Source organism: Thermanaerothrix sp. (assembly GCF_056331585.1).
This window is the reverse complement of record NZ_JBWGPQ010000009.1, coordinates 23900-38243: the sequence shown is the minus strand read 5'-3', so window position 1 is coordinate 38243 and position 14344 is coordinate 23900. Positions and strand designations below refer to the sequence as shown.

At 56.7% G+C, this 14344-nt stretch carries 12 protein-coding genes; 8 read left to right on the top strand and 4 right to left on the bottom strand.

The window, feature by feature from the left end; genetic code table 11:
• Positions 1-28: 28 nt before the first annotated feature.
• Both AC01YT_RS05130 and AC01YT_RS05125 read right to left on the bottom strand, forming a co-directional pair.
• Positions 29-790: an ABC transporter permease gene (locus AC01YT_RS05130; RefSeq protein WP_476673307.1), complete on the bottom strand. Its 762-nt coding sequence runs from the start codon at positions 788-790 to the stop codon at positions 29-31.
• A 6-nt stretch (positions 791-796) separates the two neighbouring features.
• Positions 797-976 (bottom strand): hypothetical protein, encoded by a 180-nt coding sequence (locus AC01YT_RS05125; protein ID WP_476673305.1) that lies wholly within the window; start codon positions 974-976, stop codon positions 797-799.
• Positions 977-1175: 199 nt separating this feature from the next.
• Here AC01YT_RS05125 and xpt point away from each other — a divergent pair, with 199 nt between their 5' ends.
• The 4 genes from xpt to AC01YT_RS05105 all read left to right on the top strand — a co-directional run bounded on the left by xpt (position 1176) and on the right by AC01YT_RS05105 (position 6090).
• Positions 1176-1748 carry a xanthine phosphoribosyltransferase gene (xpt, locus tag AC01YT_RS05120; protein ID WP_476673303.1) on the top strand — a complete coding sequence of 191 codons (573 nt, stop codon included), beginning with the start codon at positions 1176-1178 and terminating at the stop codon, positions 1746-1748.
• Positions 1745-3304 (top strand): glutamine-hydrolyzing GMP synthase, encoded by a 1560-nt coding sequence (gene guaA, locus AC01YT_RS05115; RefSeq protein WP_476673301.1) that lies wholly within the window; start codon positions 1745-1747, stop codon positions 3302-3304. The genes xpt and guaA overlap by 4 nt, the downstream gene beginning before the upstream one ends.
• A gap of 69 nt (positions 3305-3373) precedes the next feature.
• Positions 3374-5284 carry an FHA domain-containing protein gene (locus AC01YT_RS05110; protein ID WP_476673299.1) on the top strand — a complete coding sequence of 637 codons (1911 nt, stop codon included), beginning with the start codon at positions 3374-3376 and terminating at the stop codon, positions 5282-5284.
• Positions 5281-6090 (top strand): protein phosphatase 2C domain-containing protein, encoded by an 810-nt coding sequence (locus AC01YT_RS05105; protein ID WP_476673297.1) that lies wholly within the window; start codon positions 5281-5283, stop codon positions 6088-6090. Before AC01YT_RS05110 ends, AC01YT_RS05105 begins: the two co-directional genes overlap by 4 nt.
• Here the strand turns inward: AC01YT_RS05105 and AC01YT_RS05100 are convergent.
• On the bottom strand, positions 6087-6971 hold the full coding sequence (locus AC01YT_RS05100) for an HpcH/HpaI aldolase/citrate lyase family protein (protein WP_476673295.1): 885 nt from the start codon (positions 6969-6971) through the stop codon (positions 6087-6089). The two genes, AC01YT_RS05105 and AC01YT_RS05100, sit on opposite strands and share 4 nt — an antisense overlap.
• A 101-nt stretch (positions 6972-7072) precedes the next feature.
• Here AC01YT_RS05100 and AC01YT_RS05095 point away from each other — a divergent pair, with 101 nt between their 5' ends.
• Positions 7073-9283 carry an ATP-dependent helicase gene (locus AC01YT_RS05095; protein WP_476673293.1) on the top strand — a complete coding sequence of 737 codons (2211 nt, stop codon included), beginning with the start codon at positions 7073-7075 and terminating at the stop codon, positions 9281-9283.
• A 566-nt stretch (positions 9284-9849) separates the two neighbouring features.
• Positions 9850-11199, top strand: coding sequence for an NAD(P)/FAD-dependent oxidoreductase (locus AC01YT_RS05090; protein ID WP_476673291.1), 1350 nt, complete (start codon positions 9850-9852; stop codon positions 11197-11199).
• A gap of 13 nt (positions 11200-11212) precedes the next feature.
• Here the strand turns inward: AC01YT_RS05090 and AC01YT_RS05085 are convergent, their stop codons facing one another.
• Complete coding sequence (locus tag AC01YT_RS05085) at positions 11213-12508, bottom strand: MDR family MFS transporter (RefSeq protein ID WP_476673289.1); 1296 nt, start codon at positions 12506-12508, stop codon at positions 11213-11215.
• A 131-nt stretch (positions 12509-12639) separates the two neighbouring features.
• Here AC01YT_RS05085 and AC01YT_RS05080 point away from each other — a divergent pair, with 131 nt between their 5' ends.
• Both AC01YT_RS05080 and AC01YT_RS05075 read left to right on the top strand, forming a co-directional pair.
• A complete protein-coding gene (locus tag AC01YT_RS05080) occupies positions 12640-12861 on the top strand; it encodes a Trm112 family protein (RefSeq protein ID WP_476673287.1) in 222 nt (73 codons plus the stop codon).
• Between the two features lie 64 nt (positions 12862-12925).
• Positions 12926-14338, top strand: a complete 1413-nt coding sequence (locus AC01YT_RS05075) for an LCP family protein (RefSeq protein ID WP_476673285.1) — start codon at positions 12926-12928, stop codon at positions 14336-14338.
• The last annotated feature ends 6 nt before the right edge of the window (positions 14339-14344 follow it).

Genomic DNA, 14344 nt, shown 5'->3' with positions numbered 1-14344 from the left:
ATTTTTGAGCAGAGCCTCGCATGGCTCTTTACTCCAAGCGAATACGCGGGTCTATGAGGGTGTAAACGAAATCTACCACCAGGTTGACCAGGACCACCATGACGGCCACCGCTAAAATCACCCCCTGAACGACCGGGTAATCGCGGGCGAAAATGCTATCCACAACCAGCAGTCCAATGCCAGGCCAGGCAAACACAGTCTCCACCACTACCGCCCCGCCGATGAGAAAAGCCAGTTGCAAGCCGATCATTGTGACCGTGGGAATAAGCGCATTGCGTAAGGCATGTTCCCACAGCACCTTACGTTCCGGCAAACCCATGCCCCGCGCTGTGCGCACGTAGTCCTTGCCCAGTTCTTCCAACAGGCTGGAGCGGGTCAGGCGGGTAGTTGTACCGGCCAACGACCAACCCAACGTAATCGCCGGTAAGATGAGATGACGCACAAACTTCCCCACGCCTTCCTGGGGTGGCACATATCCAATGGAGGGCAACCATCCCAACACAATCGCGAACAGCAGAACCAACATGATACCTGACCAGAACTGCGGCAGAGAAATGCCCAGGATGGCAAAACCAATCGCTCCCAAATCGGCCCAGGAATTACGTTTTACCGCCGAGATAATTCCCAAAGGAATCGCCAGGACGACGGAGAATAACAACGCTGCCAGCGAGAGGTAAAGCGTCGCTGGCAACCGTTGCAAAATCAGATCGAGGACCGGCATCTGCGCCCGATACGAGCGACCTAGGTCGCCGCTCAGGGCCCGCCCCAACCATTTGACGTATTGCACCACCAGAGGTTAATCTAACCCCAGGCTGCGTTCCAGGGCTGCCCGCCGCGCCGGGTCCAAGCCCTCAGCACCATACATGACATCCACCGGATCGCCCGGCACCATACGGATCAACAAAAAGACGATCACGGTCATGATGAAAAATACCGGTACCAGAGCCAACGCTCTGCGGATAAAATACCTTAGCACGTTATACTCCAACTTGTAGCATTGTGTCGGCTTGGGAAGAACACCGGGGGACAATTTCATTATAAGAAAAACATGGACTGAGTCAATATGTCAGACAAAATTAGTGACGAATGTCATACTCGCTTAAACGTAACCCCTACCCAGGTACGCGGTTTCATCTTAAAATGTCCACACAATCACCATTTCAGGAGGGGACGGCATGCAAGCCCTGAAAGAACGCATCCTCAAAGAGGGTAAGAATTTGGGGGGTGGCATTCTCAAAGTAGATAATTTCATCAATCACCAGGTGGATCCCCAACTCATGGATGCCTGTGGCGCCGAACTGGCACGGCGTTTTGCCCACGTGCGGCCCACCCGGGTGCTCACCGCCGAGATTTCAGGGATCGCACCTGCCCTGACCACCGCTATGCACCTGGGGATACCGGTGGTCTATGCACGCAAAAGCAAGCCCATCACGATGCCCAATCAGGTTTACCTGACCATTGCCCCCTCCCACACCAAAGGGCAGATGGTTGAACTGATCGTTTCGCCAGAATACCTTAAGCCGGGCGAGCGGGTACTGATCATTGACGACTTTCTTGCTACCGGCCAAACCATCCTGGGCTTGGTGCGCTTGACCGAAGCCGCCGGCGCCACCGTGGTCGGGATCGGCACCCTGATTGAAAAAACGTTTGAGGGCGGTCGCAAAGCCCTAGAACACCTAGGAGTGCCCATCGAGTCGCTGGCCGTCATCACGTCTATGGAAAACGGACAAATCCTTCTTGCACCATGAGTACCAGTATCGCCATCCTCGATTTTGGTTCTCAATACACCCAACTGATCGCCCGACGGGTGCGTGAATTGCAGGTGTATTGCGAACTCTTTCCGTGGGACGCCCCCGCCGAAGAGGTCATGGCGTTGCAACCTGCGGGCTTCATTCTATCGGGAGGTCCGGCCTCAGTCTATGCCCCTGGCGCCCCTCAAATCCCGGCCTATGTCCTGGCATCAGGACGCCCCATCTTGGGTATCTGCTACGGGATGCAGGCGCTTGCCCATGCCCTTGGAGGAAACGTCGCTCCAGCTCCCGAACGCGAATACGGCCCAGCCGAGATCGAAACCGTCCTTCCCAACCCGCTGCTCCCGCCCGGGCGGCAGCGCGTCTGGATGTCGCACGGTGATCGGATCGAAACCCTGCCGCCGGGGTTCAATACCCTGGCGTGCAGTCCAAATAGTCCTATCGCCGCCATGGGTGACCTGGATCGCCGCTACTATGGCGTGCAGTTTCACCCGGAGGTTCATCACACGCCCGGCGGTAGAGAGATTTTGCGCCGCTTTGTCGTGGATATTTGCGGCGCCACCCCCGATTGGACCCCCGAGTCCATCATCTCTCAGGCCGTTGAGCGCATTCGCGCCCAGGTTGGCCATGAGCGCGCCTTGGCCGCGGTCAGCGGCGGCGTGGATTCCAGCGTGGCTGCCGCGTTGGTGCAACGTGCCATCGGTGACCGATTGATCGCCGTTTTTGTGGATACCGGTCTGCTTCGTCAGGGGGAACGCGAGCAGGTCGAGACGGCGTTTCGCCACACCTTGGGCGCCAATCTGATCGTGGTAGACGCTGCCGAGACCTTTCTCAAGGCACTAAAAGGGATCACCGACCCCGAGGAAAAACGGCGCATCATCGGCGAGACGTTCATCCGCGTTTTTGAACGGGAAGCACGCCGCTTAGGGACGATTCGCTTCCTGGTGCAGGGCACCATCTACCCCGATGTGGTCGAGTCTCGCGCTCCCGACCGCGCCCACGCCCAGCGTATCAAGACCCACCACAACGTCGGTGGCCTGCCCCCTGATCTCAATTTCGAATTGGTAGAACCCCTGCGCTATTTGTTTAAAGATGAAGTCCGCCGCATTGGCGAAGCGTTAGGATTGCCCTCAGCGATGGTGTGGCGTCAGCCCTTCCCCGGACCGGGTTTGGCGGTGCGCTGTTTGGGTGAAATCACCGCCGAGCGTTTGGCCCGTCTGCGCGCGGCCGACGCGATTTTCACCACTGAATTGGAACGCGCCGGGTTGTTGCAGCGGCGCCTGGGTGAGGACGAATCCGCCGCAGTCGCACAGGCCTTTGCGGTGCTTCTCCCGGTGCAATCGGTCGGCGTTATGGGTGACCAACGCACCTACCAGGACGTGGTTGCCTTACGCGCTGTGACCACCCAAGATTTCATGACTGCTCACTGGGCCCGTTTGCCCGCAGACCTGCTCGAACGGGTCGCTAATCGTATCGTCAACGAAGTGGACGGGATCAACCGCGTCGTGTATGATATTACCAGTAAGCCTCCCGCAACCATTGAATGGGAATAAGCCCCCGAATTTACACTCCAAAAATCCCTGATGGCCCTTCCCCTTTTTTGCCAGTCTAGGTCTCGGTGGTTGCCTTTCATTAGCCTGGCAATCGCCACCACGCTCTCACTGATGAGCCCACTTAGCCGTACCAAGGCTCAGGTGGCGGATCGCGTCCTCATTCGCCAGGTGGATCGTTCCGCATTTCCCACCATAAGCCTCTATGTTGAGGCTTATGATACCAACGGACAGTTTATCCAGAACCTAAACCCGGAAAATATCACCATCCTGGAAAACAATCAACCACGCCCCCTTCTGAGTCTGACTTCCCTTAGCCCCGGCGTCCACCTCATCCTGGTCTTTAATTACGGTCCGGAGTGGAGCGTTGCCTACGCCCAGCGCTCCCGCTTCCAATATCTGCGCCAGCACTGGTTGGCCTGGGCGCAGGCACAACCTACCCCCACCAGCGACCGCCTCAGCTTGATTACCAACAGTGGGCTGCAATTGGTGCGCAGCAATGACCCGGCCCGCTGGGCTGACTGGCTGGAATCTGCCCGCCCCGACCTGCAACGCGAAGTGAGCTCTCTCAATGGGTTAGTACGTGCGCTCGACCTGGCTGCCACCACTGATTCAGATAGCTCCCAACACCCAATCATTTTCTTCCTCACCGCCCCGTTACCCGCGACAGCGTTACCAGCCCTGGCTGATCTGGGCCAGCGCGCACAAACCCTGGGTGTGCCCATCCACGTTTGGATGATTGCCCATGCTCGTGCGCCGACCCGCCTGCCGCAAAACTACACCGCGCTGAACGACTTGGCCGTCCAAAGCGGTGGCCAGTTCACCCTTTTCAGCGGGCCGGAGCCCTTGCCCGACCCCGAGCCCATACTACAACCGTTGCGCTATAGGTACCGCTTGACTTATCTCTCTGGCCTCACGACCAGCGGCACCCATGCGCTTAGCGTGCGCCTCAACCACGAAGGGATGACGGTAGAATCGGAACCCGTATCGTTCGATCTTACCGTGCTCCCTCCGAATCCAATCTTCTTGTCACCCCCAGCCCAGATCACGCGCACCTGGGAAAGCCGTTCAGAACAACCCGGACGTCATCTCGCGCCCTCAACGTACGCTTTTTCCTTCATCACCGAATTCCCCGACCAACACCCCCGTCCCCTCCGCGCCGCTCGACTCTTCATCAATGACACACTGGTAACCGAACGTTTAGAGCCCCCATTTGAGGTCCTAGAATGGCCACTTGAAGAGATCACCACCAACGGGCGCTATCGCGTTCGGATTGAGGTCGCGGACAGCCTCGGCCTCAAGGGACAGAGTCAGGACTGGCCCATCGAGGTGATCGTGGCCGAACCCCCGCGTAGCCCTCTCGAACAAACCTGGCAGCGTCTCTCCTCACCGGAAGTCATCCCCTTCTGGGTAGTTCTCCTGAGCGCAGCGACTTTGGGGCTTTTCCTCTGGCGTTGGCGTGCCTACCGCCGCCTGACCCAGCCCCTTTATGCACGTTGGACCGCTAGGCAGCACAGCAAAACTGCCCCACCCGCCGCTTCTTCGTCTTTAATGACTCTATCCCCCCTTGCTGCACCCCCTGCGACGGCTTCAGCCTGGCTGGTGTGGTTGAATCCAAATGAAGTGTCGTTCTTCTTCCTTCGTGATGAGACAGCCGTGCCCCCTACTGAAAAACGCTTCTATCCCTTGCATCAGACAGAAGTCACTTTGGGCAGCGATCGCCAACGCGCAACCGTATGGATTCCCCATCCCAGTGTGGAAGGCATACACGCCCATCTCACTTTCGGTCCGGAGGGTTACCGACTGACCGATGCCGGTACAATCGCCGGCACCTGGCTAAACGGCGCGCCGCTTTCCCCAGGGGGAGCGTGGCTGGTTCACGGAGATATCATCCACATCGGGAGTGTGGCGCTGCGTTTTGAGAACGCCACTTCCAGCTCCCAACCTTATCCTACGTTACATCCTTACGAGGAAATGCCATGATTCGCCTGCCTCACCCGCACCTTCCGGTGGTAACCCTTTCGGATCGCGGGCGTCAGCGCCAGAATAACGAAGATCGTCTACGGGTCAGCGGGCTGGCCAGGACGCATACCCCTGAGCAACCTTTCCTGCTGGCAGTGCTGGCAGACGGTATGGGTGGGCACCAAGCGGGCGAGGTGGCAGCCGAACTGGCGGTGACCAAGGTCGAGGAATTCGTGATCGAACATGGAGACACTCTCCCACCAATCCCGCTTTTGGTTGAAGCCCTGCGCTACGCCAGTCAGATCATTTATACCCAAGGACAACGCAATCCTGATCAGAACGGAATGGGCGCCACCTGCACCTGCGCCTTAATTCAAGAGAAGCATCTCTATATTGCCAACGTGGGCGATTCTCGGGTGTATCTGATTCGCGATGGACACCCCTATCGCTTAAGCGTTGATCACACGTGGGTGCAAGAGGCACTGGATAATGGTTGGATCACCCGCGAAGAGGCAATCCATCATCCTCAGGCGCATATGATTCGCCAATTTCTTGGTTCGGCTAATCCGCCCGAGGTTGACGTACGCTTACGCCTTTCCGCTCAGGAAAGCGATCAGCAATCCCATGCCAACCAGGGACTCCTTCTGGAGTCGGGAGATGTTGTGCTCTTGTGCAGCGATGGTTTGAGTGACTTAGTGGAAGATGAAGAAATGGCTTACCTGCTTACCCATCGGCCGTCGGAAAGCGCAACCAGGTTGCTGGTTGACCTGGCCAATCAGCGCGGCGGTCATGACAATATCTCTCTGATTGTGATCAGCGTGCCTTAATCCACCCCGTCCAGCACACCTGCGGCTTGCGCTCGGGCCAGGATGCCCTCGGCGCGGCGGATGACCGGGCGATCCACCATCTGCCCTTGCCAGGCAAACGCCCCTTTGCCCTGGGCTTGATGAGCTTCAAAGGCAGCCAGCAGTTCTCGCGCCCATGCAATCTCTTCAGGAGAGGGAGTGAAAGCGACTTGCACCGGCGATACCTGATTGGGATGGATTATTTGCTTGCCGTTAAACCCCAACGTCGCACCGCGTTCTGCCTCCTGGCGCACCCAATCCACATCCTGGAAGTCTACCGTCACCCAATCTATGGCTTGCAAGCCGAATGCGGCTGCATGCATAACCAGGGTGCTACGAGCATGAAAAAGTTCCCAGCCCTCACGGGTGCGCTTGACCCCTAATTCAGCCGCTAAATCCTCTGCGCCGAAAATCAGTGCCTCCAGGCGAGGCGTGACTTGGCAAATCTCAGGCAGGTGCAGAAACGCACGCGCTCGTTCAATGATCGCCAACACAACTATGGTCCCCAGCGGCCAGCCTGCACGCTGCTCGGCGGCCTGAATGTGCGCCTCTACCCAGCGCAAATCTTCCGCCGCGAGCACCTTCGGTAGCACTATTCCATCGGGTCGAGCCGGTAACACTGCGGCCAAATCCGCCTCGGCCCAACCACTCTCCAAGCCGTTGATGCGCACCAGGCGCTCAGCCCGGCCAAAATCCAGCGTGGTCAGTGCTTGAACGATGTTGTGGCGCGCTTCCTCTTTGCGATTCTGCGCGACCCCATCTTCCAAATCCAGGCATACACAATCCACGCCCAGCGTGGTCGCTTTTTGAATCTTACGCCAGTCATCGGCTGGAACATATAAGAGCGCCCGTCGCGCCCGCACGGCCCACCTCCTGTGTCATTTTCTAACCCAAGATGAATTATAATGCTAAGCACCTCCTCACCTTTCGCCCAGAGGAAGAGGTAGCCCCAATAGGACAATCTATGCCGGACGAATCAACCTTAGAGTTCTTGAAACATCTCAATGCCGAGCAATACCGCGCTGTAACTGCGGGAGAAGGCCCCATCCTGGTCCTGGCCGGACCGGGCTCAGGCAAAACGCGCGTCCTAACCCAACGCATTGCCTACCTGGTTAAGGGCATGGGGGTACACCCCCATCACATACTCGCCGTCACCTTCACCAACAAAGCCGCCCGCGAAATGCAGCACCGCCTGGAAGGACTGCTGGGAGAGCAAGCTCAATACCTATGGCTGGGAACGTTTCACGCGATTTGTGCCCGCATCCTACGGCGCGAAGCTGTACATTTACCCTTTGACCACAACTTCGTCATCATGGATGCCGATGACCAGATCGCCCTGGTGCGCCAGGCGCTTAAGGCTCTCAACTTGGATGAAAAACTCTACCGCCCGGCGGGAATTCATGCCACCATCTCCATGGCGAAAAACAACCTGATCGGCCCGGAAGAGTTTACCCCCCGCACCTATCGCGATGAAATTGTCAAGCGCGTCTATCAACGCTATCAGGAATTTTTACGCACCAATAATGCCGTAGATTTCGATGATCTACTGATCGAAACCGTGCGCTTGCTGCGCGATCATCCTCCTATTCTTGAACGTTATGCCGGACGTTTCGAGCATGTCCTGGTGGATGAGTTTCAGGACACCAACCTAGTGCAATACGAGTTACTCAAACTGTTGGCTTCGGTGCACCAAAATGTCTTTGTCGTGGGGGATGAAGATCAGTCTATCTATCGTTGGCGCGGTGCGGATTATCGCAATGTATTACGCTTCGAGTCCGAGTTTCCTAACGTTCAGAAAATTTTGCTGCAGCAAAATTATCGTTCCACCCAAACCGTGTTGGATGCCGCGCAAGGCGTGATTAACCGCAACCACCAGCGCACACCCAAAAAACTATTCTCCGACCGCGGACGGGGTGATCCGATTATTCTGTATGAAGCTGTGGATGAATTCGCTGAGGCCGCATTCGTGGTGGATACCATTCGCCAGTGGATCGAGAGCGGAAAAGCCAAGGGGAGCGACTTTGCGGTCATGTACCGCACCAACGCCCAATCCCGCCTGTTGGAAGAGGCCTTTCTGCGAGCCGGGATCCCTTATCATCTGGTGGGGGCACAGCGCTTCTACGGTCGTCGCGAGGTCAAAGACATTATCGCCTTCCTGCGTTTGGCCCAAAACCCTGAGGATGAAATCAGCTTACTGCGTGTGATCAACGTTCCCCCACGGGGCATCGGTGAGAAAACTCTGGTGGCGCTGCAGTTATTGGCACGCGAAACCCACCTTGCCCCGGGGCGTTTGCTTATTGAATTGGGCGAAAAAGGGCACGACTCACCTTACTGGACGCGCTTTCCCGGGCGGAGTGCCATGGTGTTGGCTGATTTCGGCGCCCTGCTGGCTAAATGGCATCAGGCGCGCGAAACCCTCTCGCTAATCGAACTCTTTGACCGCATCTTGACCGATCTCGCTTATGAACCGTATATCAACGATGGCAGCGAAGAAGGGCAGGATCGCTGGGAGAATGTGCAGGAATTGCGCCGATTGGCATTCGAGTATCGTGAACGCGGCCTGAGCGCTTTCTTGGAAGACCTGGCGCTGGTCTCGGATCAAGACACCCTGCCTCAGGATCAAAATGCCCCCACTCTGCTCACCCTGCATGCGGCAAAAGGGCTGGAATTTCCTCAAGTCTTCATCGTGGGATTGGATGAGGGACTACTACCCCACACCCGCTCGCGCGATGACCCTGAGGAGTTGGCCGAGGAACGTCGCTTGTTTTACGTTGGCCTGACCCGGGCCAAAGACCGCCTCTACCTGGTACGCGCCTTGCGCCGCAGTTCGTTTGGATATCACGAAACCCAGGAACCCTCACGGTTTTTGGAAGATATTGATGAACGACTCATCCGGCGTCAGGGTTTTCGCCAAATCCGCGCCACCTCTACGACCTGGACCGCCGAACGCACCCCTAGCGTTCGCCCCCCCTCCTCCCCCGCCCATGCCGCCATTCTTCAGCCGCGTTACCGGCCCGGGCAACGGGTGCGGCATCCCACGTGGGGCGAGGGCATGGTCGTGGACAGCCGCATCCAGGAAGACGGCGAGGAAACCGTAGATGTATTCTTCGAAAGCGTAGGGTTCAAGCGTGTGATCGCATCCATCGCCCGCCTGGAAGCCATCAACTCTGACTAGGGAGACAATAGCGCCCAAAGAGCCGGCGCGCCAGCGCTGGTACCCTTTGATGGCGCAATATCGACACAAGTAACGAGAAAAATCGCGCCAGTTGCCCACCGACCTGCGTTCAGGTGAACGGATCTGGATGAGGGGGCGCACATCCAGTTTTCCAATGCGCACCAATTTTTACACTACTCCGCACGCCTGCAATTCTCGTTTACCTTCAGCGGCTATCTTCGAACCGAAATGGCTGGCTCAGAAGACGTAAACGCGATCAAGCCTTGGACCACCCGGACCAGCGCATCCATATCACGTGGCAGGTCTCCGATCTCACAGTGTATACCCCGGAATCGGACATTTTTACCAATTGCGTAAAACGCCTTTTCATCCTTAATTCCCATGTTGGCCTCAAGAAACAAAAGTGCCTTGTACATCCATGATCAGCCTGTCGAGACAGGGTAATTTGGGAGATCTTTCCCCTTTGCTGGTACAAGGTTCACCTCTTGTATTTATGACAAATAAGACTATAATAGTGATAGTTATTAAATTCACAATCTTGCTAATCACAGGCCCAGGAGGCTCTGATGGGAAAACCTGATTCTTCTTACCCTCATATTGTGATTGTCGGTGCCGGTTTCGGTGGGCTTCGTGCCGCACAGGCTTTAGCCAATGCGCCGGTGCGGGTCACACTTATTGACCGCCGTAATTACCACCTCTTTCAGCCGTTGCTCTATCAGGTCGCCAGTGCCGGCTTATCCCCGGAAGACATCGCGTATCCCTTACGCAGCATCTTTCGCCACCAGCAGAACCTGAATTTTGTGATGGCCGAGGTGCAACAGATTGATCTGGATAACAACCGTGTGCTGACGACCAGTGGTGGGATAATTCCTTATGACTATCTCATTCTTGCCACCGGCAGTGTTACCAACACGTTTGGGATGCCGAACCTTAACCGCTATGCGTTCGGGCTCAAGGATCTTGATGATGCCCTGGCAATCCGTAGTCATGTCCTGAGTCAGTTTGAACTGGCCACCCAGACAGCCGATTCTGCCCAACGTCAAGCCATGTTGACCTTTGTGGTGGTAGGGGGTGGGCCGACCGGGGTGGAATGCGCCGGAGCGCTAGCCGAGTTGATCCGTCTGGTGTTACGTAAGGACTATCCTGACCTCAACCTGTGTCAGGCCCGCGTGGTGCTGTTAGAGGCCACCGATCGCCTGTTGGGCAACTTGCCGCCCGACCTGGGCCAAGCCGCCCAGAGTGCACTGGCCCAAAAAGGGGTCGAAGTCTGGCTAAAGGCTCAGGTGCAAGACTACGATGGTCAACGGGTCTATCTGAACGACGGGCGTATCCTTCCTGTCCAGACCTTGATCTGGGCCGCTGGGGTGCAGGCCGCCGAACTAGCCCAGACCTTACCCCTGGCGTTGGGCAGTCAAAAACGCGTGCACGTCCTGCCCACATTACAAGCGCCGGGCTATCCGCACGTTTTTATCATCGGCGACGCCGCCTACTTGGAAGACGAACACGGCCAACCCTTACCCATGATGGCACCGGTCGCGATGCAACAAGGGGAACACGCCGCTCACAACATCCTCCATGCCTTGCGTGGTGAGCCTCTCCAACCTTTTCGCTACCGCAATTTGGGCAGCATGGCCACCATTGGCCGCAACCAGGCAGTTGCAACGCTCTTCGGCCTTCACCTCACAGGGTTCATTGCCTGGGTCATCTGGCTCTTCGTACACCTGATGCAACTGGTAGGCTTTCGCAACCGCCTAGTGGTGCTCATCAACTGGGCGTGGGAATATTTCCGCTTTGAACGCGCTGCCCGGTTGATATATCCAATGCCACAGGCACATTCCGTCCCGGGCACAACCATCACGCCCCCGGACGAAAAGGCACCGGCAGCGGTTATTGCGACCACCTACAACCTCAATTAACGCCCCCTTCCCCCTACCCCTTACCTTCCAGCACCGCCTCCGGTTCGGCCTGTGTTGGCGCGCTTTCAGTGGTTGTGTGGGCCGGAGACGTGGTTGGATTGACGCGACTGAGAACGAGGAAAAGGATAACCCCCATGAATCCGATCAGTCCCCCTCCGTACCAGATATACTGGGGACCAAGGTGATCGTTCAACAATCCTCCTAGCACCGGCCCGATCCCAGACGCCACGCCCCAGGTCAGGCCATAGATGCTCATATAGCGGCCACGCATATCCTCTGGCGCGCGCCCGGCGACGTAGGTGGTCGAGGTGGGGATCAGGATCAATTCCCCAATCGTCATCACCACCATGCTGAGCCAAAAGGCCCAGAAATCTCGTCCCCAGGCGATGCTGGTTACTGCAGAGGCATAAAAGAGCGATCCTATCGCCAGCACCGGTAACGGCGCAAAACGCTTGGTGATCAGGGTGACCGGGATCTGGAAGAAAACCACCATTAATGCATTCGTTGTAGGAATCCAGCCATAGCGGCTTTCAGGCAGGCCGAAGTTCTGTTTGGTGTAAACCGAGAGCAAGACCCACAGGATCGCAGCAGAAATCTGGGTCAGGGTAAAGGTAAAAACGAAAGCCAGGAATGCCCGATCGCGGAGCACCCGCCCATAACCCCCAAAACGTTCACGCGGTAGCGGGTCAACGGCCTCACGGCCGGCTGCCTCCCGCCCATGGCGACGCGGTAGGGTCTCGCGAGCACGCAGGGCGATCAAAAGGCCATATAGGCTCATCCCAGTCGCGGCGCAGAGGAATGCAATGCTATAGGATAAACTGGCGATGAACCCACCCACCGCCGGTCCAATGGCAACCCCCAGATTATTGCTCAACCGCAACATGGAATACGCCTCGGCCCGGTGCTCGGCCGGGATTAAATCCGCCATCATGGCATCTGCCCCAATCCGGTAGAGGGGATTGAAGAAACCTTGCAGCGCCATCAGCCCGGCAAAGGCCGAATAAGATTGGGCTTGGCTCATCAGCACATAACCCATACCGTTCATCACCAGACTGATCACCATGACCCACTTGCGGCCCAGATAATCCACAATCGGGCCGGCAATGAAGGAAGCTCCCAGTCCCACTGTCGCATTCAACGTGATCAGACCCGCCGCTGAAGTCAAAGGCAAATGTAAACGTTCGCTGATGTAGATCATCAGAAATGGCCAAATCATGCTAGAGCCCACGGTGCTGATAAACATCCCCACAAACATCAGCCAAAACTGCCGTGGGTAAGGGGTTTTGAAGGCACGCCATAATGCTTGCATCGTTGTCATCCCCAACACAACAAGTTTTGAACCTAAAATCACCACTTGCTTAGCCCGGGTGGTGCTAGCAAATTTTACACCCTCTTGCCATTAGTGATACAATAAAGGCCAAGATTGGGTAAGGAGGCGTTATGGTAAGCCAGGATTTATTAGACATCTTACGCTGCCCAGCCTGCGTACGCGAACGTGAGGGGTTGCTTGACCTGGTTCGTGAGACATGGCTGGTGTGCCGTGATTGTGGTCGCAAATACCCGATTGTTGAGGACATCCCGGTCATGCTTATAGACGAAGGAAGCAAATGGATGAACACCGCGGTGGATGACCTACCGGTGCCACCCCCACCACCCGTCTGATCTGGCATCCATCTTGCACCCCAAGATAAGGATGTAGATTTCAACTCAAGGGATAGAAAGCCTTATGTCGCAATTGCGTACTCGCACCTTTCCGCGTCGTTTCCACCTTGATCGTCTAACGCTGATTGTGCTCATTGTGTTCATCATCCTGGCCATGGTTACCGGATGGACAGCTTTTTCTCTGGCGCGCAATCTATTCCGCTCTTGGACCATGACCAACCTGGGTGGTGTGCCGGTTGGGCCCACTGCTGCCGGCACGCCCGGTGCGGCGGCCAACATTCCTCTGAATCAACCTCTGCAGGAAAATGGCCCTGCCCCTGAACCCTGGGATGGTAAAAGCCGGGTCACCGTACTGGTGATGGGTCTGGATTACCGCGATTGGGAAGCCGGCGAGACACCCCGAACCGACACCATGATGCTACTCACGCTCGATCCCCTCACCCGCACCGCCGGAATGCTCTCCATTCCCCGCGATATGTGGGTCAATATCCCCGGGTTCGATTACGGCAAGATTAACACAGCCTACTTCTTGGGTGAGACCTACAAACTGCCTGGCGGTGGGCCGGGGTTAGCTGTGGAAACGGTGCGCCAGTTCCTGGGAGTTCCGATCAATTATTACGCCCAAATTGACTTCTACGCCTTCGAACGCTTCATAGATGAAATTGGCGGGGTTAAATTGCGCATAAAAGAACCCATCACCCTCTATCCCACCGGGAACCGCCCCAAGGTACACTTAGAACCCGGGGTTTACTCCGTGGGTGGCGACCTGGCGCTGGCTTATGCCCGCAACCGCTATACGGAAGGGGGGGACTTCGATCGCGCCCGCCGTCAGCAAGAGGTCATCATGGCCATTCGTGACCGTATCTTGCAATATGATCAGATTCCCAAACTGGTCGCAAAAGCCCCCATCCTCTATAACGAACTCTCGTCAGGCATTCGCACTAATATGAGCTTGCAAGAAGCAATTCAACTGGCCTGGCTGGCGGTGCAGATTCCGCCTGAGAATATCAAGCGCGGCGTTATCGGCCCAAATGCGGTGGAAATGGCTACCTCACCCGATGGGTTGGACATCCTGATCCCTATCCCGGATCAAATCCGTTTGATTCGAGACGAAGTATTCTCAACCAACGGCGCGGTTGGGCCGGCAGCGGTGGCTGAGGATCCCAAAGCTCTGATGCAGGCCGAGAATGCGCGTGTGGTCGTGCAAAATGGGACTGCGGTGGCCGGATTGGCGGGACGTACCGCGGAATTTCTGCGCAACGAGGGGGTCAACGTGGTGCAGGAAACCAACGCCGATAACCTTTACAGCCAGACGACGATCTTTCTCTACAGCCCTAAGCCCTATACTCTGAATTACCTCGTTAGCGTAATGCAGTTACAGAACCCACGCGTCTATAATCGCTACGACCCCAATGCCGAAGTGGACATTGCCATTGCCCTTGGAAGCGACTGGGCGCAAAGCAATGTGATGCCTTGAAACCTT

Coding starts and splice junctions, on each gene's coding strand:
- xpt (WP_476673303.1), top strand. CDS start 1,176: ATGCAAGCCCTGAAAGAACGCATCCTCAAAGAGGGTAAGAATTTGGGG.
- guaA (WP_476673301.1), top strand. CDS start 1,745: ATGAGTACCAGTATCGCCATCCTCGATTTTGGTTCTCAATACACCCAA.
- AC01YT_RS05105 (WP_476673297.1), top strand. CDS start 5,281: ATGATTCGCCTGCCTCACCCGCACCTTCCGGTGGTAACCCTTTCGGAT.
- AC01YT_RS05095 (WP_476673293.1), top strand. CDS start 7,073: ATGCCGGACGAATCAACCTTAGAGTTCTTGAAACATCTCAATGCCGAG.
- AC01YT_RS05090 (WP_476673291.1), top strand. CDS start 9,850: ATGGGAAAACCTGATTCTTCTTACCCTCATATTGTGATTGTCGGTGCC.
- AC01YT_RS05085 (WP_476673289.1), bottom strand. CDS start 12,508: ATGCAAGCATTATGGCGTGCCTTCAAAACCCCTTACCCACGGCAGTTT.
- AC01YT_RS05080 (WP_476673287.1), top strand. CDS start 12,640: ATGGTAAGCCAGGATTTATTAGACATCTTACGCTGCCCAGCCTGCGTA.
- AC01YT_RS05075 (WP_476673285.1), top strand. CDS start 12,926: ATGTCGCAATTGCGTACTCGCACCTTTCCGCGTCGTTTCCACCTTGAT.